This is a genomic window from Lachnospira multipara LB2003, from assembly GCF_000702205.1.
GTDB lineage: Bacteria > Bacillota > Clostridia > Lachnospirales > Lachnospiraceae > Lachnospira > Lachnospira multipara_A.
Genome location: NZ_JNKW01000001.1, coordinates 154,693 through 176,479 on the forward strand (window position 1 = coordinate 154,693; position 21,787 = coordinate 176,479).

Annotated in this window: 15 protein-coding genes and 1 tRNA gene; 13 read left to right on the forward strand and 3 right to left on the reverse strand. The window is 30.9% G+C overall.

What is annotated here, in order from left to right; genetic code table 11:
• Positions 1-36 precede the first annotated feature (36 nt).
• The 3 genes from T537_RS0100730 to T537_RS0100740 all read left to right on the forward strand — a co-directional run bounded on the left by T537_RS0100730 (position 37) and on the right by T537_RS0100740 (position 5,928).
• A complete protein-coding gene (locus T537_RS0100730; RefSeq protein WP_031555582.1) occupies positions 37-2,346 on the forward strand; it encodes a DNA gyrase/topoisomerase IV subunit A in 2,310 nt (769 codons plus the stop codon).
• An 86-nt stretch (positions 2,347-2,432) separates the two neighbouring features.
• A complete protein-coding gene (gene argH / locus T537_RS0100735; protein WP_031555585.1) occupies positions 2,433-3,809 on the forward strand; it encodes an argininosuccinate lyase in 1,377 nt (458 codons plus the stop codon).
• 142 nt (positions 3,810-3,951) lie between these two features.
• Positions 3,952-5,928, forward strand: coding sequence for an EAL domain-containing protein (locus tag T537_RS0100740; protein WP_031555588.1), 1,977 nt, complete (start codon positions 3,952-3,954; stop codon positions 5,926-5,928).
• 158 nt (positions 5,929-6,086) lie between these two features.
• Here T537_RS0100740 and T537_RS0100745 read toward each other — a convergent pair whose 3' ends face one another.
• Entirely contained in the window at positions 6,087-8,873 is a 2,787-nt protein-coding gene (locus tag T537_RS0100745; protein WP_051637123.1) for a YfhO family protein, read from the reverse strand.
• A 202-nt stretch (positions 8,874-9,075) separates the two neighbouring features.
• On the opposite strand from T537_RS0100745, the gene T537_RS0100750 reads away from it, so the two are divergent.
• From T537_RS0100750 to holA, 6 genes are read left to right on the forward strand one after another with little or no spacing between them, the layout of a single operon-like run.
• The gene (locus T537_RS0100750; RefSeq protein WP_031555594.1) at positions 9,076-9,693 is read left to right on the forward strand and encodes a helix-hairpin-helix domain-containing protein; all 618 of its coding nucleotides are present in this window, start codon (positions 9,076-9,078) and stop codon (positions 9,691-9,693) included.
• 23 nt (positions 9,694-9,716) lie between these two features.
• The gene (locus T537_RS0100755; protein WP_027438041.1) at positions 9,717-10,406 is read left to right on the forward strand and encodes a response regulator transcription factor; all 690 of its coding nucleotides are present in this window, start codon (positions 9,717-9,719) and stop codon (positions 10,404-10,406) included.
• A gap of 17 nt (positions 10,407-10,423) precedes the next feature.
• The gene (locus tag T537_RS0100760; RefSeq protein WP_051637124.1) at positions 10,424-11,908 is read left to right on the forward strand and encodes a sensor histidine kinase; all 1,485 of its coding nucleotides are present in this window, start codon (positions 10,424-10,426) and stop codon (positions 11,906-11,908) included.
• Between the two features lie 10 nt (positions 11,909-11,918).
• Entirely contained in the window at positions 11,919-12,821 is a 903-nt protein-coding gene (locus T537_RS0100765) for a GerMN domain-containing protein (RefSeq protein ID WP_027438040.1), read from the forward strand.
• A gap of 27 nt (positions 12,822-12,848) precedes the next feature.
• Positions 12,849-15,281, forward strand: coding sequence for a DNA internalization-related competence protein ComEC/Rec2 (locus tag T537_RS0100770; protein WP_031555600.1), 2,433 nt, complete (start codon positions 12,849-12,851; stop codon positions 15,279-15,281).
• A 36-nt stretch (positions 15,282-15,317) separates the two neighbouring features.
• Positions 15,318-16,298: a DNA polymerase III subunit delta gene (gene holA / locus T537_RS0100775; protein ID WP_027438038.1), complete on the forward strand. Its 981-nt coding sequence runs from the start codon at positions 15,318-15,320 to the stop codon at positions 16,296-16,298.
• A gap of 114 nt (positions 16,299-16,412) precedes the next feature.
• Here the strand turns inward: holA and rpsT are convergent, their stop codons facing one another.
• Both rpsT and T537_RS0100785 read right to left on the reverse strand, forming a co-directional pair.
• A complete protein-coding gene (rpsT, locus tag T537_RS0100780) occupies positions 16,413-16,676 on the reverse strand; it encodes a 30S ribosomal protein S20 (protein WP_031555604.1) in 264 nt (87 codons plus the stop codon).
• Between the two features lie 142 nt (positions 16,677-16,818).
• Positions 16,819-17,724: a DUF5688 family protein gene (locus T537_RS0100785; RefSeq protein WP_031555606.1), complete on the reverse strand. Its 906-nt coding sequence runs from the start codon at positions 17,722-17,724 to the stop codon at positions 16,819-16,821.
• A 174-nt stretch (positions 17,725-17,898) separates the two neighbouring features.
• Between T537_RS0100785 and T537_RS0100790 the strand changes: the two genes are divergently transcribed.
• The 4 genes from T537_RS0100790 (at position 17,899) to metA (ending at position 21,687) form a co-directional block, all read left to right on the forward strand.
• Positions 17,899-17,972 (forward strand) — tRNA-Arg (locus T537_RS0100790).
• A 19-nt stretch (positions 17,973-17,991) separates the two neighbouring features.
• Positions 17,992-18,705: a pseudouridine synthase gene (locus T537_RS0100795; RefSeq protein ID WP_031555608.1), complete on the forward strand. Its 714-nt coding sequence runs from the start codon at positions 17,992-17,994 to the stop codon at positions 18,703-18,705.
• 18 nt (positions 18,706-18,723) lie between these two features.
• Positions 18,724-20,709: an NAD-dependent DNA ligase LigA gene (gene ligA, locus T537_RS0100800; RefSeq protein ID WP_031555610.1), complete on the forward strand. Its 1,986-nt coding sequence runs from the start codon at positions 18,724-18,726 to the stop codon at positions 20,707-20,709.
• A 57-nt stretch (positions 20,710-20,766) separates the two neighbouring features.
• Positions 20,767-21,687 (forward strand): homoserine O-acetyltransferase MetA, encoded by a 921-nt coding sequence (gene metA, locus T537_RS0100805; RefSeq protein WP_027438033.1) that lies wholly within the window; start codon positions 20,767-20,769, stop codon positions 21,685-21,687.
• Positions 21,688-21,787 lie beyond the last annotated feature (100 nt).

Here is a 21,787-nt window from a genome sequence, read left to right on the forward strand (position 1 = left end):
GAGGAATGTAAATCCAAAGGGATTTATTAACATAAAATGGCTGAACAAATAGTTAAGACAGAATTTTCTGAAATAATGCAAAAGTCATATATAGATTATTCCATGAGTGTAATTACAGCTCGTGCTCTTCCTGATGCTAGAGATGGCTTAAAGCCAGTTCAAAGAAGAGTATTATATGCAATGGATCAATTAAATCTAGGACATGATAAGCCTCATAGAAAATCAGCAAGAATTGTTGGTGATACAATGGGTAAATATCATCCACACGGTGATAGCTCTATTTATGAGACTTTAGTTGTATTATCTCAAGACTTTAAAAAGGGAATGGCTCTTGTTGACGGTCATGGTAATTTTGGCTCTATTGAAGGTGATGGAGCTGCTGCTATGCGATATACAGAGGCTAGACTTAAGAAATTTACAGAGGATGTATATCTTTCAGATCTTGATAAGAATGTGGTAGATTTTGTGCCTAACTTTGATGAAACAGAAAAAGAACCTGAGGTGTTACCAGTTAGGGTTCCTAATCTACTTATTAACGGTGCTGATGGTATTGCAGTAGGTATGACAACTAATATTCCACCTCATAACTTAAGAGAGGTAGTAGCTGCTGTATGTGCCTATATGGACAATGAAGATATTGAAACTAGTGATTTACTAGAAATCATGCCAGGACCTGATTTTCCAACAGGTGGTATTGTAATTAATAAATCAGAACTTCTTAATATATATGAAACTGGTCAGGGAAAAATTAAACTTCGTGGTAAGGTCGTATATGAACCTGCTAAGAAAAGATCAGAAAGAGATAAATTAGTTATTACAGAAATTCCATATACAATGATTGGTGCTAACATTTCTAAATTTATTTCTGACGTTGTAGATTTAATTGAGACAAAGAAGACTAGTGATATTGTTGATATTTCCAATGAATCTTCTAAGGAAGGTATTCGTATTGTTCTTGAATTAAAGAAAAATGCAGATTATAAGAACCTTGAAAATATGCTCTATAAAAAGACAAAACTTGAAGATACATTCGGTGTTAATATGCTTGCTATTGTTAATGGTAGACCTGAAACATTAAGTTTAAAGCAGCTTATCAAGCATCATGTAGATTTCCAGTTTGAGCTTGCTACTAGAAAATATACAACACTTCTTAATAAAGAAAAGGATAATAAGGAAATTAAGGAAGGTCTTATTAAGGCTTGTGATATTATTGATCTTATTATTGAAATCTTAAGAGGAAGTAAAAATCTTAAGATGGCTAAGGACTGCCTTGTTAATGGTAATGTAGAGGATATTAATTTTAAGACTGAAAAATCAAGAAAAGAAGCTAGCAAGTTAAGATTTACTGAAAGACAGGCAACAGAGATTTTACAGATGCGTCTTTATAAACTTATTGGACTTGAAATTCTTCAGCTTCAAAAAGAATACGAAGAATGTCTTAAGAAAATTGCTAAATATGAGAAAATCCTTTCTTCTAAGAAGGAAATGGCTAAGGTTATTAAGGCTGACTTAGTTTCTATTAGTAAGGAATATGGTATTGATAGAAAGACAGAAATTCTTGATGCTGAGGTTGCTGTATTTAAGGAAAAGGAAATAGAAGAAAAGCCAGTTGTGTTTATAATGGATAGATTTGGCTACGCAAAGACAATTGATGTGTCAGCTTATGAGCGTAATAAAGAGGCAGTTCATGCTGAAAATAAATATGTATTTACTTGTATGAATACAGGAAAAATCCTTATTTTTACAGATACTGGTAATCTTCATCAAATAAAGGTATTAGATTTACCATATACAAGATTTAGAGATAAGGGTACTCCAATTGATAATGTTGGTAATTACGATAGTAGTGGAGAGAATATTGTATTTATCGGCAGTGAAAGCAATATAAAGAACAAAAAATTATTATTTGTAACTAAGATGGGTATGATGAAGCTTGTAGATTCTACAGAATTTGAAGCTAATAAAAAGACTGTTATGGCTACTAAATTAAATGAGGATGATTTAGTTGTAAGTGTAAGTTTAACAGATGCTAAGATAGAAAAATATTCAAAATTTACCCTTGATGGTGAAATTGTAGAAGAGGAATCTATTGAAAGTAATTTAAATGTTGTCTTAGCTACTAAGGGTGGAATTTTCTTAAAATTCCCATTAACAGAAGTTCCAGAAAAGAAGAAGAATGCCATTGGTGTTCGTGGAATTAAATTAGCTAAAGATGATACAGTACTAGACGTTTACCTTTATGGCGATGGTGACGATGTGACTGTTGATTATAAAAAGAAAACTGTTGACCTAAGTAAAATGAAAATGGCACACAGAGATACTAAGGGAACAAAGGTAAAATTATAAATTTTTATTTACATATAATCTTACATTTGTTAAATTAGTATGGAATAATTTAATGATTTAACTCATTAAAATCAGGAGGAATGAAAATGAAACTTTGGGGCGGTCGATTTACTAAGGAAACTAATGAATTAGTAAATAATTTTAATGCATCAATATCTTTCGATCAGAAATTTTATAAGCAGGATGTTAGAGGAAGCATTGCACATGCAACTATGTTAGCTAAGGCTGGCATTATTTCTGAAGAAGAAGGCAAGCAAATTATTGATGGTTTAAATTCAATATTAGAGGATATTGAAAGCGGTAAATTAGTGATTAATGATGAATATGAGGATATTCATACATTTATGGAAGCTAACTTAATTGAAAGAATTGGAGATGCTGGTAAGAAATTACATACAGGTAGATCAAGAAATGATCAGGTTGCGCTTGATATGAGACTTTATACAAGAGATGAAGTCCTTGCAGTGGATGATGAATTAAAGGAATTACTTAGAGTTATTCTTCGCATTATGAAGGAGAATGTAGATACATTTATGCCTGGATTTACTCATTTACAAAAGGCGCAGCCAGTAACTGTAGCTCATCATTTCGGAGCTTATTTTGAAATGTTTAAAAGGGATAGATCTCGTTTAATAGACATTTATGAGAGAATGAATTATTGTCCTTTAGGCGCAGGTGCACTTGCAGGTACAACTTATCCTCTTGATAGAGAATTAACTGCGTCATTGCTTGATTTTTATGGTCCTACACTTAATAGTATGGACTCTGTATCTGATAGAGATTATGTAATTGAATTTTTAAGTGCTCTTTCTACAATAATGATGCACTTAAGCAGATTTTCAGAAGAAATTATTATCTGGAATTCTAACGAATACAAATTTATTGAACTTGATGATGCTTTCTCAACAGGTAGCTCAATTATGCCACAGAAGAAGAACCCTGATATTGCTGAACTTGTAAGAGGTAAGACTGGTAGGGTTTATGGTGCTCTTATGAGCATCTTAACAACTATGAAGGGAATTCCCCTTGCTTACAATAAGGATATGCAGGAAGATAAGGAATTGACTTTTGACGCAATTGATACGGTTAAGGGATGCATTAGTTTATTTAAGGGTATGTTAGATACTTTAGTATTTAATAAAGCTAGAATGGAAGAATCATGTAAACATGGCTTTACTAATGCAACAGATGCTGCCGATTACCTTGTTAAAAAGGGTGTTCCATTTAGAGAAGCCCATGGTATTGTTGGACAGTTAGTTCTATTTTGCATTGATAAGGGTATTGCCCTTGATGATATGAGTCTTGAAGATTATAAGAAGATTAGTCCTGTATTTGAGAATGATATTTATGATGCAATTAGTATTAAGACATGTGTAAATAAGAGACTTACATTAGGTGCACCAGGTCCTGATGTTATGAAGCAGGTTATTGAATTTAATGAGAATTATCTAAATACAATTTAGTTAGTTAGCAAAAGCAGATTCCAAATGTCAATTTAAAAGAAAACTAAATATAAAATTTCTTATAGCATATGTATTTGTTTTAAATAAATACATATGCTATAATTATTATAGTTTTTCTATACGTGACGAGGAGTATGTCTTTATGACTAAAATAATTTATTTTGATATTGCTGCCCTTTGTATTAATGTTGTAATTCTTTTTTCTTTTTATTTTAGAAAAATGACAAAGGGTACGTCCAATGCCCTTTTAATGCTTAATACTTTAAATGGAATATTTGTCTGTATATTTGATATTTGGGCAGTTACGCTGGATTTTACTGGAATGAGGATTGCTTATCCCTATATTCTAAAGTATATTCCAGATACGCTTTATTTGTTTTTTCATACATCTAATATATTTTTATATACACTTTACAATATTAGTGTTATTGATTTATGGCAGATTATGCTTAAGAAGACCTGGTTTTGGATTATTCATATTGGAGGAGTATGTCTGATTTTTACACTCCTTTTGGTTAATTTTAGATACCATATAATTTTTAGGATAAATAGTGATGGTATTTATGAAAGAGGCGACTATTTCTTTATAATTTATATTTATGCAGCTCTGATTTTCTTTTGCTCATTAATGTTTGTACTACAACATAAGTTTTTATATAATCCATATCAGTATAAATGCGTTATGGGAATGTACCCTATATTAATTATTGCTATTGTTATTCAAATGATTTTTCCATTTATGCTAATTGAATTATTTAGTATTTCTTTAGTGCTTCTGCTTATAATGCAGACTATACAACGTCCGGAAGTATTTACTGAAAACATTACGGGGCTTTATAATATGAATGCCTTTGTAACTGATGTGGAGCGCTTTAAAAAGACTAAGTTTAACAGAAATATTATTTTTATTAAGATTAAAAATGAAAATTCACTTCGTTCCTTACTTTCTTATGAGCATTATAATTCTATGATTCGTAGGGTAGGAGGTGTGATTTTAAGTTTAGCTAATAAAGATAAGAATAAATATAAGATTTACTATTTAGATTACGCTAAATTTGCTCTTGTTTCAAAAAAGGATGATGAGAAGAGTACCTTAATTCTTGGCAAGGAGATTAATGATGCGCTTTCAAAACCTATATGCTTTAATCATATAAATGTAGATATTAACTCATATACTTGTGTCGTTAATTTTCCTAAGGATTTTGATAAAATCAGGGATTTAATAAGCTTTAGTAATAGTTTTTATAATAGCAATCTATCAGGTAATTTGTTTATGGCGAAGGACATTTATAGTGATAGGGATGTTTATATAAATGCTAATATTGACAAGATAATTGAGAGGGCTTATTTAGCTAATAATTTTAGAGTGTATTATCAGCCAATTTATTCCATTAAGAAGGGAAGGTTTAATAGCGCAGAGGCACTACTTAGGTTATATGATGAGAAATATGGCTTTATTTCTCCTAATATTTTTATTCCTGCAGCAGAAAAAAACGGTGCTATTATTAGGATAGGCAATTTGGTCTTAAAGGAAGTAATGAAATTTGTAGCATCAAAAGACTTTGAAAAAATCGGACTTGATTATGTGGAAATTAATATTTCTGTACAACAGTGCTTAGAAATTGATATGGCTGATAATATCATAAATTATATGAAGAGTTTAAATATTAATCCAAGCAAGATTAATCTAGAAATTACAGAAAGCATAGCATCTCATTCCCAGGCTGTGGTTATGAAAAATCTGTTTAAACTACATGAATATGGTTTTTCATTTTCTCTAGATGATTTTGGAACTGGCTATTCTAACGTTCGTAGACTTGGTATTTTACCAATTAACGTGGTTAAGATAGATAGATTATTTGTTCTTGACTATAAGAATGAGATTATAAAGGTTATTATTAAGAACATGATTAAGATGTTTAAGGAGCTGGATTTAGAGATACTAATTGAAGGTATAGAGAGTAAGGAGCAGCTTGAGGAGTTTATAGAATTTGGCTGTGATTATGTACAGGGCTTCTTTTTTTCAATGCCTTTAAAATATGACGACTTTATTTATTACATTGATAGCGTCAATAGTAAGGGAATTGGTTACACTAGTATTGTTAGTAAGGATTCTTAAAAGCTGTATAAATAAGGCCTTAGAAATAATAGAGTAAAAAGAAAAAGTTAAAATAAAAAGTTAAAATAAAAATAAAAAGTAAAAAAGCTCCCTATTTTGACATGTCCAGGATTCAGGCTACATATCAACTAGGGAGGCTTTTTTATAAGAATTTTAATTTAGTCTATGCCATCTAATTTCTTTAGATCATCAACAGAATTTTTATCCATTACAGCATCTTCATCAATGGTAATATCTGGATTTTTTAAATCTGCATCTTTAATATCTTCATCACTATAGTCTTCTTCTTCAAGAAGTTCTTCATAAAATTCTTCTTCGATTTTATTGTTAATGGCAATCTTTTTATTAGGTTTTTCTGCTCTTTTCTTATTAAAGATGTATATTCCAATTAAGATAAGAATGCTAATTAATGTTATTAATATTCCAAGATATGCGTTAACTGGAGTAAATACAAGCTTTACTGTGTGTTCACCTTTTGATAGGTCTACCATTAAAAGTGCATCTTTAAAACTTGTTGTTGTTACCTTTCTTCCGTCAATATATACTGACCATCCCTTATCAAAAGGAATTGAGAAGAGGAGCTTTCCTGATTCGCTTGCATTAATTGTACCCTCAATTGAAGTGCTTGACCATTTAGTTACATTTAATCCGGATTTATTTAACTTATTCATAGCCTCTTCATAACGATCTGATTCAAGGGTATAAACCTGTAATCCCATAGAATTTTCAGATTCAATTTCAAAGGTATCAGTTGTTGTGTAATAACCTAAATCAAGAATTGTTCCTGCCTTAATACTTGTGAAATCCCTTGTTGTTTCGTTATTTATTGTAATATGAATAGATGAACAACTTGAATTGTTACAAATTAAATATATATGTCCATCTTTAACAGGGCTAAAGTAAACCCAGCTATCACCGCTATAACTGTAAGTTGATGTAAATACATCTGAAATACCGGTTAAGCTCTCAATAAGTGTATTGGTATTCTCGATTCCATCTCTTGATTTTAATGGATACCAGCTCTCTTCGGCATTTTCTGGAATCATAAAGCCAACAGGTAATACATTCTCATTCTCATATAAGAATTCACCGTTATTAGCTCCTACATATGTAAGAAGTGGACTTGTTGGTAAAATCTTATTGCTAATTTGATACTTAATTGAGAATAATGAATTTGTTACTAGTGTTTGGCCATTATAACCATAGGCATTAGTTGAGCTCTCAAATCCAAGATAAGAGTATAATTTTGACATTCCTGCACTAGATGTGGATGAGAATGTTGAAATTGAATGGTAATTATGCCAAGCTCCATCATTTTTAGTACGAGCACCTATCACTTTATCAGATCTAAAGAAGCTTGAATCTATACTATTTGCATAGTCTGTGATGTTTTTTACTCCTTCATAATCAGACTGATATGATGTAAGTGAAGTTGTTCCAAGTCCTGTTTCGTCCATGTTTATGGTTGCTTCAATAATTATGGTTGCAAACATAATTATTAACAGAATTGGTGATTTTTGCTTTGTATTTCTTTTTAAATAAATAAGCAGACCGTAGATTATAATAAATATTCCGCTTATATATACTGACTTAAAGTCGTAGTCATCACCCTGGCAAAATAGCTGTTCTACAAGGATTAAAAATCCAATAGAAATCCAAAATGCTGTGGATATTTCTTTGTTTGTCATTTTGCTAATATGTGAAAAACTTTCATAGCAAATTATTAAACAGAAGAATATGTAAATAAATGACTGTCTAGCTGGAAGGCTATTAGGATAGTGGAATCCATGCCAGATATAATTTGGTATATTAAGGTTAAATGACACAAGGAATATAAGTAAAAGGGCAATTTTACTGATTTTTTCCTGTGGTCTTACTTCCTTACAAATAACATACAGTGGTAGGAGTATTAAAACGGATACTCCACAGTATATATTTGGATGGTGTTCAAGTGCTGTGTGCACTGGAATATTAATTAAGTGTCTTGTGAATTCTTTTATAATACTAAAGTAGTTAGTCCAAGTCTTTGGAAAAGTAGTTGAACTAGATGCTGATAAAGAAAATGTATATACTTCTGGCAATAAAAGAATTGCAGACAATCCTCCTGCAAGTATTGAAAATCCCCCGAAATTAAGGATTTTCTTTAAATATACTAATAGAGATTTTTTGCCTTTATAGCTTACTAGTAAACAAATAAAGTATAGGCAAACACTTATACAAACCATTATTGAAATATAGTAGTTAGTATAGATACATAGTCCTAACATTATGCAATAAAAAATGCATTTATCTTCATTTACAAGTCTTTCAAGTCCAAGAATAATAAGTGGTAATAGTATTACGCAATCAATCCACATTATATTCCAACTAAAGGCTGCTAAGAATCCGCTAAATGCGTAGAATACGCCAAATGGAACTATTGAGATTTTCTTAGTATTAAAGTGCTTTGATATGTAGTAGCAAATTGCAACGCTTGCAAGGGATAATTTAACAGCTAGTAAATAATCCATAACTACTGGAATCATTTTTTGAGGAAATAGGGCAATTATAATATTTGCTGGACTTGCTAAATAGTAAGCAAATAGTGAAATAAAGTTTGTTCCCATTCCAACGTCCCAAGAATACCAAAGGGATTCACCGTTTCTTATCTTATGCCATAATTCTGAGAAAAATGGGGCATATTGATGATAACAGTCGGAACGAAGATATACATTAGTTCCAAAGGGATAAATTTCTTTTATGTAATAAAGTGCAATATACATAATTAGAGGTAAAATAAAAGCTAAAATAAATGTTATATTTCCGCTAGGAATTATTTCACCTTTTTGTTCAAGCAAATTTAGCTTGAGTTTTCTTTTCTTTTTTATTGATGATGATTTTTCTTCATCATTTGTAGAATTTTGTAAAGCTTCATCTTGTGAAATGTTTTCGTCTTTTTCTAACACGTGTAGCTTCCCCCTAAGATAATTTATAGTTTCCCGCAGTTGCCTGCATACCACATATTTTATCAAATATATTAAATAGTGTAAATAATATAAAGGCTCTAGAAATTATTACAGGATTAAAATACTCCCTTGTAAATTTTGTAACAATTTTGTAAAATATTAAATGTACGCAGAGGGACCTTTTTATAAAAAAGGAGTGTACATGATAATTTCAAAAATATATAAAGAATATAGAGATTGGCTAAAAATTGTGGCGCTTGTACTTATCTTTGTAATAAGTGGAGTGATTTATTATTTTAGCTATAATAATAAAAAATTAAGCATAGATGAAGCTTCAGATAAAGAATTTGAACTAGAGACAGTAATTTGTAGTGAAGAAATGACGACTAATAATAATTCTAAGTATTATGTATATGTATGTGGGGAAGTTCTAAACCCTGGTGTTTATGAGCTTGATAGCAATCAAAGAGTGATTGATGCTATTAAACTTGCAGGGGGAACATTAGAAGATGCTAATTTAGAAGCACTTAATTTAGCAACTTTGGTTAAGGATGGGGAGAAGATTTATATTCCAAGCATCAATGACCTTGAATTTGAGACTAATCCTAGTGGCGAGACATCTGTTTCTAGTAAAATTAATATAAATACAGCAACTAAAGATCAGCTAATGACTTTACCTGGTATTGGTGAATCAAGAGCCTTAGCAATTATTGCCTATAGAGATGATAAGGGGAAATTTATATCTATTGAGGATATAAAGAATGTTTCTGGCATTAAAGATGCTGCTTATAATAAAATCAAAGATTTAATCTGTGTTTAAAATATAGATTAGGAGAGTTAAAGATGGCTGACAAGGTTTTAGTAGTAGATGATGAAAAATTAATAGTTAAGGGTTTAAGATTTAGTCTTTTGCAAGACTATAAGACAGTTGATGTGGCCTATGATGGGGAAGAAGCTCTAAAGATGGCTAGAGAGAATACATACGATATTATTCTATTAGATATTATGCTTCCTAAGATGGATGGCCTTGAAGTTTGTCAGCAAATCAGAGAATTTTCAGATGTGCCAATTATCATGCTAACAGCTAAAGGTGATGACATGGATAAGATTTTAGGATTAGAATATGGTGCTGATGACTATATTACTAAGCCATTTAATATCCTAGAAGTAAAGGCTAGAATGAAGGCGATTCTTAGACGTAATAAATTTAAGGCAAGAGAAGAGAAAAAATCCAACATAATTACAGCAGGAAACATGACTATAGATATGGATAGTAGAAATCTTTTTATTGATAATAATGAGATTTATCTTACTGCTAAGGAGTTTGATTTATTAGAAATCCTTGCTTCAAATCCAACTAAGGTCTATAGTAGAGACCTTTTACTTAAGACTGTATGGGGCAGTGATTATCCAGGTGATGCAAGAACTGTTGACGTACATGTACGACGTTTAAGAGAAAAAATCGAGAAAAATCCATCAGATCCTAAGTATGTTCATACTAAATGGGGTGTGGGATATTATTTTAGTGTTTAAGCTGATGTGGTATTGATATGAGCAAAAATATAAATTTAAAAAATAAAAAAGGAAATAAAAAAAGGCTTTTTAAAATAAAATCAAGTTTGTTTAATTTTCTAACAAGCTTATCTACATTTGAATTTGTTATTATAGGTATACTATGTACTGTTTTAGTTTTTGCAACGACCATTGTATTAAATAGGGCATTTAATAAGGCTTTAATTAACAAATATAAGGCTAATTTACAGAATTCTACTGTTGTATGCGCCTCTGAATATAAGAATTTTTCATCCTTAGATGAGGCAAAGGAACAGGGGATTTATAATAGGTTAAATGTTGCATCTGCTCTTTCAAATTCTAGATATAGGGTTGTGAATTCTAATTTGGAAGTTTTGTGGGATACTTATTATATTGATGATGGTAGAACATTAATTAATTCTAATATCCTTCAGATTTTTAAGAAGGCAAGAACAATTTCGGAATTTAATAAACAAACTGGCAATATTGAGACTGCAACTCCTATTTATAATAAAAACAATGAGGTTATAGGCGTTCTTATTGGAAATATAGACCAATCAGATGTTAAGGAGATATTAACTTATATTAATGAGATAAGTTTTGCCCTACATTTAATATTAATTACCTTTGTATTTGTGATTTTGTTTATTGATTTTTATGTAATTAATAGACGTTTTAACAAAAAACTTAATGTGGTAAATGATATTGCCCAAGGTCATACAGATAAGCGATTAAGTGAAAAGGGCGTTTATGAATATAGGAGATTTGCTAAGGACTTTAATAAGATTTTGGATACTGCAAGTCAGGTAGATGATTCAAGATCAGAATTTGTATCTAATGTGTCTCATGAATTAAAGACACCTATTACATCTATTAAGGTTCTAGCGGATTCTTTAAATACGGGAGAAGATTTCCCTATTGAAGTTTATAAGGAATTTATGTCAGATATTGTTTCTGAAATTGATAGAGAAAGTAAGATTATAGAGGATTTATTAGCTCTTGTAAGAATGGATAAGTCAGCATCAGCTCTTAATATTACTGCGGTTAATATGAATGAAATGCTAGAACTTGTCTTAAAAAGATTACAGCCTATTGCTAAAAAGAAGAATATTGAAGTTCTTTTTGAAAGTTTTAGACCTGTAATTGCCCAGATAGATGAAGTTAAGATGACTAGAGTTATGACTAATCTTGTAGAAAATGCTATTAAATATAACGACAATAATGGTTGGGTTCATGTTTCTTTAAATGCGGATCACCAGTATTTTTATGTTAAGGTTGAGGATTCTGGTATGGGTATACCAAAGGAAAGCCAAAGCAAGGTATTTGATAGATTCTATAGGGTTGATAAAGCAAGATCAAGACAGACCGGTGGTACAGGTCTTGGCTTATCTATTGTAAAGAGTATTATTCTTATGCATCATGGAACAATTAAGTTACATAGTGAGGAAGATGTTGGAACAGTATTTACACTAAGGGTCCCAATTAACTACGTAGAACAGTAATGAGGAAAATATGAAAAAATTAGTAAGTTTAATGTTAGTTGTGGTCTTTGCAACGCAAATGTTTGCTTGTAATAAGATTAGTGGTAAGAAATATACTTATTATTACACAAATACAAATAAAGATGAATTAATTGCAAAGGAAGTTGTCATTAATTCTAATGATAACGAGGAAATAATAAATAAGTTAATAGAGAAGATGTCAAAGAAAAGTCGCAATAAGGAAGAAGTTGTTATTAAGCCTGATTACATATCTAATCCGACTATTTATATCACTGATAATCTAGTTACTCTTGATTATGATAAATCGTATTATGATTATGATTCCTATAATGAAGTACTTTATAGAGCAGCTATGGTTAAGGAAATTACTGCTATTGATGGAATAGATGGTGTAAGATTTATGGTGGATGGAAGTCCACTTGTAAAAAATGGTAAGGAAATTCCTATAATGATGAGGGGCGACTTAGTAGATGATACGGATGATGACATGCAGCCAATAGAATGGAGTAATGTAACTCTTTTTTATGCTAATAAGTCAGGGGATAAATTGATTAGATGTCAGAGAACCCTGCCTCATAATTCAAACACTTCAATTGAAAAATTAATTGTGGAGTCTTTGATTACAGGGCCATCTCAATCAGGTTATTACAGAACAATTCCAAGTGATGTGCGTCTTCTTAGTTTATCTGTAAATGATGGTATTTGTTATGTTAATTTCTCTGAGGAATTTATTACTGAAATGGTAAATGCTAAAAGTGAAATTCCTATTTACTCTTTAACAAATTCACTATGTTGTGTGGATGAAATTAGAGCAGTTAAGATACTTGTGGATGGAGATTCTAGTAAGTTATACAGAGAAAGCATTAGCTTAGATACTGTATTTGAATTTAAAGATGATTTAGTTAGTAATTAATTATTTTAAATTGCCTATGGTAATTTTATGGAAAGACCGATTTTTATAGTGGCTATTTTTGCTTTAATAGCTGCTTTTAGTTGTATTTTTATTGGGCCAGTCTTTAATATATGGCTGGCTCTTATTGGAGGATTAGTTATCTCATTATTTAAGTCTAAACAAAAACTATCCTCAATCTATTATTTATGTCTAATTATTATTCCTATTATTACAATAAGATTTTTAAATATTAATAGTCAGGCTAAGATGCTAAAAGGTGTAGATTCCAAAAATGCTATTAGCTGTGAACTAAGAGGTTATGTTTCTAATCTAGAAATTGATGAAGATAAGACCTCCTTTATTATATCTAATGGTCAAATTTTTAAGGATAAAAGCCTAGAGGATAGGTTTAGTGTAAAGGTTTATTCTTATGAAAAAATGGACATTATGGAAGGAGATTATGTAACATTAGAGGGTAAGCTATCTAACTTTGATAGGGCTAGAAATGAAGGGAATTTTGATTCTTATAATTATTATGCATCTCTTGGAATAAAGGGAAAATATCAAGTTTCTAATCTTTCTAGTAAAACTGATAAAAATGCAGGGATTAAGCCTTTTTTATACAAATTAAAATCAAAGATGATTGCTGTATATAATAATAATTTCTCCCCTAAAAAAGCGGGCCTAGTTATTGCAATGACTCTTGGGAATAAAAGCGACTTAGATGAGAATATAAAAAGTGATTTTAGAACTAGCGGAATTGCGCATTTATTAAGTATTTCTGCCCTACACGTGTCTTTAGTTGGGGTTAGTATATATAAGTTGTTAAAAAGGAAATTAGGGGTGTTTTACGCTGGAATCATCTCTAGCATTATTATGCTTTCATATTTAATAATAACTGGTAATGGAATTAGCTGTAGAAGGGCAGTTATTATGATTATTTGCCTTATTGTTGCTGATAATATTGGAAGATGCAATGATTTAATTACTACGATTTCATTATCTATTCTTGTATTAGTTACTGATAATCCGTATGTCATATGTAATACAGGCTTTTTGCTTTCCTTTCTTGCAATGGCAGGAATAGCATTTTTATATCCAATTCTTTTTAATGAGGATAGAATTTTTATCTTTATAAAAAGAAGTGATAGAAGGGATAAGGGCATAATTTTAAAATTATTTGAGAAAATAATTGATATGGGGATTTTAAGCCTTTCCATTCAGATAATGACTTTACCTGTGATATTATGGACTAATTTTGAGACTCCTATATACAGTGTGATTCTTAATATTATAGTAATTCCCCTTATGTCATTACTTATGGTTAGTGCCTTTTTATCAGGACTTATAGGCATAGCCTTTTTAAATTTAAGTCTTATTTTTTCAGGGGTTTGCAATTTTATATTGGATTTATATTTGGCCCTGGTGAAAATAAATTTAAGCCTTTGGCATAGTATAGTAGTAACAGGAAGACCAAGGATAAGAACTATTGTTATTTATTATATTTTGCTTGTTTTCTTGATTATTATATATAAGCTTATTTATGATGGCTATTTTGAAAAATATGTCCATATTTTTCAAAGGCTAATAATGTGTTTGCTTGTCTTTTTTATTCTAAACTTATTTAGCTTAAAATATGTCTTAGCTAAGGGTTTAAATATAAGTATGATTGATGTGGGACAGGGAGATTGTATTTTACTTACTTGTAAGAATGAGACATTTCTTTTTGATGGCGGTAGTAGTGATGTGGTGGATGTTTATAAGTACAGAATAGAATCGGCTCTTCTTTGTCGTGGAATAGACAGGATTAATACCATAACAATTAGCCACTTTGATGCAGATCATGTTAATGGAATAATTTCTCTTCTTGAAAGCAATAAAATAAAGGTGGGGACTATTGCAATTCCAAATTCTAGTTGTATTACTAATAACGAGAATTTTAAGAAAATAAAAGACTTATCTAAGAAGTTAAATATTAGGCTTATCGGTGTAAATTCAGGACTAATAATAGCAAATAAAAAAATAGATGGACTTGATTTTAAGATTACTTGCCTACACCCATCCACTAGTTTTAATTTAGATGATGCCAATGAAATATCTGCAAGTTATCTTATTAATTATGGCAATTTTAAGATGCTTACAATTGGTGATGCTGGAAGTGTAGGGGAAGCTTGTATTATGGAAAATGCCAAGAGTTTGGCTATTGATATTAGGGATGTAGATTTATTAAAGGTTGGTCATCACGGTTCTAAGACTAGTTCTAGTTTTGCTTTTGTTAATACTATAAAGCCTGATATTGGCCTGATTTCTTGTGGCGTAAATAATAGATATAAGCATCCAAATAAAGAGACTTTAGATACATTTTCGCAATTTAACACAAAGCTTTTTATTAGCTCAGAATGTGGCCAGACTAACATTAATGTAAGTAAAGACAAAAGGATTTTTATAAATACTCGTCTTTATAAATTAAGCTATCCATGATATATTTAGAAAGTAATTAAAAGAGGAGCGTTTAAGATGAAAGTTATTGCACAAGATATTAAAAACAACGATTTTAAAAAAGTGTATTTAATATATGGTGAAGAAGAATATCTAAAAAGACAATATAGAGATAAATTAAAGACTGCACTTGTGGGCGATGATACAATGAATTATGCCTATTTTAAGGAAGCTGAGTGCGATGTTAAAGAAATTATTGATACTTGTGATACAATGCCTTTTTTTAGCGATAGAAAGACGGTAATTGTGGAGAATAGTGGCTTTTTTAAAAAGTCAAATGATGAGTTGGCTAATTATATTAAGAACCTACCAGACTACATTGTATTGATTTTTATTGAAAGTGAAATTGATAAACGAAATAAGCTTTATAAGGCGGTTTCAAATGTAGGTTATGTAACTGAAATGACTTATCAAAGTGTGGCAGTTTTAAGAACCTGGATAGCAACTGTTTTAAAGGCCAAGGATATTAGAATTACAGCTAATGCCTGTGATGATATTATTTCTAAGACTGGCTCATCAATGAATCTTATTAAAATGGAACTTGATAAGCTTGAAAGTTATTGCCTTGAAAAAAAGGAAGTCACAACTAAGGATGTAGAAGAAATTGTCTCAACACAGACAGAAAGCCATATTTTTGATATGGTAGAGGCAATTGCTAATTGCGATCAAAAAAAGGCACTAAAGCTTTATTACGAACTTTTAGCCCTAAAAGAATCGCCTATGAGAATTTTATTCTTAATTGTGCGTCAATATAATGGTATGCTTCAGGTTAAAGAAATGAATAGCAGACATATTAGTAGTAAAGATATTGCAGCTGCTATTAAATTACCGCCTTTTGTTATTAATAAATATTTAAATCAAAGTAAGAAATTTAGTATGGAACAGATTAAAGATGCTCTAGAATATTTTGCTGATATAGAAGAGGGCGTAAAGAGTGGTAAATTAAATGATAAGATGGGTATTGAACTTGCTATAGTTAAGTATTCAAGCTTAGTTTAGAATTAAAACTAAACACTAAACATGAAAAATGAAAAATGAAAAATAGACATGAAAAAACCTCGTTGTGAGTGGGCTCCAACGAGGTTTAATTTCATATAATATTAATCAAGTCTATTAAGCTAATGTGTTAACAGCCTTTGTAATACGAGAAACTTTTCTAGCAGCTGTATTCTTGTGGAAAATTCCCTTTGAAGTAGCCTTAGAAATCTCGCTAATAGCAACTGGAAGAGCAGCTTCAGCAGCAGCCTTGTCGCCAGCAGCAACAGCAGCGTCTACCTTCTTAATATAAGTCTTAACCTTAGACTTAATAGCCTTATTTCTTTCAGCTCTGATCTGACTTGTAATTACTCTTTTCTTAGCAGATTTAATGTTAGCCAATCCGTACACCTCCATTTATTAAAAATATCATTTCAATTATTAACTGTTTCGCATTAAAGCCGGACACGGACGATCTAATGTAAACATACTCATATATCTTAAAGTAGAAATGGAATAATGTCAATATGAAAATAAAAAAAGTTTATTTAGTAATTATTCTATCGCTAGAATCATAGATATAAATGGAATCTGAAAGTATTTCATCTGGGGCAACTTCGCTTCTGTTAACAAAGTTTACTAACTTATTTAGTTCATCCTTATCAATATTGTTATTTTTAGGACATATTAGAATTTCATGTACTGAACTTGGGATAATATATAAATCAGAATTAAGACTTTGTGAGATTTTTTCTAGAATATTAGGATAGAATAGGGTTGCTGCACCGCATACCTTACTTTCGTTTGTAAGAATTAGTAGATCATATTCATTTAAAGATAAATTATCTAAGTCAAGGGGTTCATTTGAATATTTGTTATTAACAGAGTCAAATAGGGAATAGCAAACTGCTGGTAGAAAACTAGTTGTATTATTTAGTGCATCTTCATAAAGAACATCAAGGCCTATATTCCATTGCTTTAAGTGGGAGTTTTTTATTTGGATTGCTGCATGTTCCTTTGCCTTTTTCTCAACTACATACTGGAAAGTAATGGCTAAATCAAGACGTCTTATGTGGGGTACATTTTGTAAATAGTCCTTATTTTTCTCATAATTAACTAGTTTGATTGATAGACGTTTTTTTACTTTTTCGTAGTTTAGATAGTTTTGTAATTCATTGTTAAAATCGGGAATTTCTAGATTATTATATTGTTCTGTGATTTTTGAAACTATTGTTTCAATAGATAGCCCCTTTTCGTATTCGTTATAGAGGGGATTAAGATAAATAGTGGGTGATACATTACTTCCCTTTTTATTAAAGAGCAGGGCATCTAGCTTTAGGTCGTTATTTTTAACTACCTGCTTTAGACTTAAATTAACATCGGCATTCATATTTGCCTCTACCTGTTCTTTTAGGGTAATAGTAAAGTCTTTGTAATTTAATTTTTCCATAGATTGTTCTCCTTAAATGTTATCTTTTGGTAATTGGGTAAAATTTGGATAATTTGGATATAGACAAGGTCTATAATAGATTTTTCTAAAACATTATATAATAAACCATTGGTAAATTCAAGTATTGTTTTATTTGATAGATATTAAAAAATATAGTAAGATTAATAAGGCTGTACACATGTAGCTCAGTTGGATAGAGCGTTTGCCTCCGGAGCGAAAGGTCGCGGGTTCGACTCCCGTCATGTGTATTTTAGAAAGGAACTTAGTATGGAACGAATTAATAAATATTTAAGCGCAATTGGTATTTGTTCACGAAGAGAAGCTGACAGAATGGTGGATGCTGGTAGAATCAAGGTAAATGGCGAGATTGCTAGCCTTGGTACTAAGGTTTGTGATACAGATGAAATAGTAATAGATGGTAAATTAATTACAAAGCAAAAAACCAATACAAAGGATATTTTACTTGCTTTTAATAAACCCGTAGGAATTGTTTGCACTACAACTGATAATCAGGGTACTAACACAGTGGTAAATTATATTAATTACAAGGAGAGAATTTACCCAATAGGTCGACTTGATAAGGATTCCTGCGGACTTATTCTTATGACTAATAACGGTGAAATCACTGATAAGATTTTAAGATCGGCTAATCTTCATGAGAAGGAATACATTGTTAAGGTCAATAAATCTATTGATGACGAATTTTTAAAAAAGATGAGATCTGGAATTTATCTTGAAGAATTAGATAGAACAACTAATAAGTGCGAAGTAACTAAAATTGATGACAAAACTTTTAGAATTATTTTGACACAGGGTTTAAATAGACAGATTCGTAGAATGTGTAAGGCTTGCAATAGAAATGTTGTTAGCCTAAAGAGAGTTAGAATCCTTAATATTTTGCTAGGTGATTTAAAGACTGGCGAATATAGGGAAATTAAGGGCGCTGAAAAAGAAGCTCTTTATAAGATATTAAATAGTTAATTTATATGGGAGGAACAAATGAATAAATTAGATAGAATTAAGGAATTAGTTGAGATTCTAAATGAGGCTGGAAAGGCGTATTATTCAAAGGGTACAGAAATTATGAGTAACTTTGAATATGATGCTTTATATGATGAACTTGTGGCACTTGAAAAAGAAACAGGTCATGTTCTATCTAACAGCCCTACAATAAATGTTGGTTTTGAGACACTTTCTGAATTACCAAAGGAAAGACATGAGTCTCCAATGTTAAGTCTTGATAAGACAAAGCAAAGAGAAGAGTTAAGAGACTGGCTTGGAGAAAATGTAGGTCTTTTATCATGGAAGCTTGATGGCTTAACTATTGTACTTACATATGAGAATGGAAGTCTTAGTAAGGCTGTAACTAGAGGTAATGGTGAAATAGGAGAAATTATAACTAATAATGCTAAGGTTTTTAAAAATATTCCACTTAACATACCTTATAAGGGAAAGTTGGTTTTAAGAGGCGAGGCTATTATTTCTTATTCTGACTTTGAAAAAATTAATGAACTTATTCCTGAAGCTGACGCTAAATATAAGAATCCACGTAATCTATGTTCTGGTTCTGTTAGACAGCTAAACAATAAGATTACAAAGGAACGTAATGTTCAATTTAGAGCCTTTAATTTAGTATCTGCAGAGGATGTTGATTTTAAGAATTCAAGACAATACCAGTTTGAATGGCTTAAAGAGCAGGGCTTTGATGTTGTTGAATATAAGAGAGTAACTAAAGATAATATTCTTGATGAAATACAGAATTTTTACGATGCAATTCCAACTAATGACTTACCATCAGATGGTTTAGTTATTCTTTATGATGATATTGCATATGGAGATTCCCTTGGTAGAACTGCTAAATTCCCAAGAAATTCCATGGCATTTAAATGGTCTGATGAAACAGCTAAGACTAATTTAAGAAAAATTGAATGGAGTGCATCAAGAACAGGTCTTTTAAATCCAGTGGCGATTTTTGATACTGTTGAGCTTGAAGGAACTAATGTTAGTAGAGCTAGCGTGCATAATATAAGTGTTATGGAGGGCTTAAATCTTGGTTTAGGTGATGAAATAGAGGTTTTTAAAGCCAATATGATTATTCCACAGATTGCTAAAAACCTTACAAATTCAGGTAATATGCCGATTCCAGACACATGTCCTGTGTGTGGAGGTAAGACTGAAGTTAGGTCTATTAATGATGTTAAATTCCTCTACTGCGTTAATGAAGATTGTCAGGCAAAGCATGTGGGAAGATTTACACATTTTGTAGGTCGTGATGCTATGAATATTGATGGCTTATCCGAGGCAACCCTTGAAAAATTCATTGGCTGCGGCTTTATTCATGATTATGTTGATTTATTCCACTTAGACAGATATGCAGATGAGATTATGTCCATGGAAGGTTTTGGAGAAAAATCATATAATAAGCTAATTACAGCTATTAATAATGCTAGAAAATCTAACCTTGTTAGATTGATTTTTGGCTTGGGTATTGAAAATATTGGTCTTTCCAATGCTAAGATGATTGTTAAGGCATTTAAGGGTGAAGATAACAATGATACAATTAGAAAGATACTAAACGCTAATGTAGAAGAGCTTACTTCAATTGATGGAGTTGGAGAGGTTATTGCTAGCGGATTTGTTAGATTTTTTAGTAATGAAGCTAATTTGAATTTGTTTAATAGATTATTGGATGAATTGGAATTAGAGGAAGTCGTTGATAATCAGGTATCAGATATATTACAGGGAAAAGTATTAGTTGTTACAGGAACTGTTAATATATTCCCTAATCGTAATGCTATTAAGGAATTAGTAGAAACTTTAGGTGGCAAGGTTACAGGATCTGTTACAAGTAAGACGGATTACTTAATTAATAACGACTCTAAATCACAGTCAACTAAGAATAAAACAGCAGCAAAGCTTGGTGTTCCAGTAATTACAGAAGAAGAATTTATTAGATTAATCGGAAGAGAAGACATGTTATCTTAAGGGATAATGTTAAAGTTATTTTATTTTGAATAAGATGTTTTTTTAGGAGGTAGTGTTATGCCAGTAAAGATTGCTAATGACCTTCCAGCTAGAGCAGAGCTAGAAGATGAAAATATATTCGTCATGGATGAAGAAAGGGCTTTTTCTCAGGATTTTAGACCACTTGAAATTGTGATTTTAAATTTAATGCCTATTAAGCAAGATACAGAATTACAGTTACTTAGAGCTTTTTCAAATACACCAATTCAGATAGATGTAACTTTTTTACAGTTAGAAAGCCACGTTTCAAAGAATACGTCTGCATCTCATTTAAGAAAATTTTATGAGACTTTTTCAACTATTAAGAACAAAAACTTTGATGGGATGATTATTACCGGTGCTCCAGTGGAAAAAATGGATTTTACTGAGGTAAATTACTGGGATGAACTTACTGAAATTATGGAGTGGAGTAAAAAACATGTAACATCTACTCTTCACATTTGTTGGGGTGCTCAAGCAGGATTATATTATCATTATGGCGTAAAGAAAGTGGAATTTTCTAAGAAGCTATCAGGTATTTATAAGCATAAAGTAATGAATAGAAAAGAACCATTAGTTAGAGGTTTTGATGATGTATTTATGGCACCACATTCTAGATATACAGAAGCTTGCAGAGAAGATATTCTAAAAAATAGGGCGCTTACTGTATTGGCTGATTCTGATGAGGCTGGAATTTATATTGTTATGTCAGAGAATGGCAAGCAGATTTTTATTATGGGTCATCCTGAATATGATAGATATACTCTTGATCAGGAATATAAAAGAGATCTAGAAAAAGGCTTAAATCCTGCATTACCAGTAAATTATTATCCAGATGATGATTGCAATAGAAGACCACTTTTATCTTGGCGAAGTCATGCTAATAATTTATATACAAACTGGCTTAATTACTATGTATATCAGATTACACCTTACAATATTGATGATATTAATAAATAAATTCATCTATACTAATAATATAGTTAACATCTAGCTCCATTTTTGATAAAATATAAAACTGCGCGATAAAATCGCATACATGTATAGAAAAAGGAGTTAG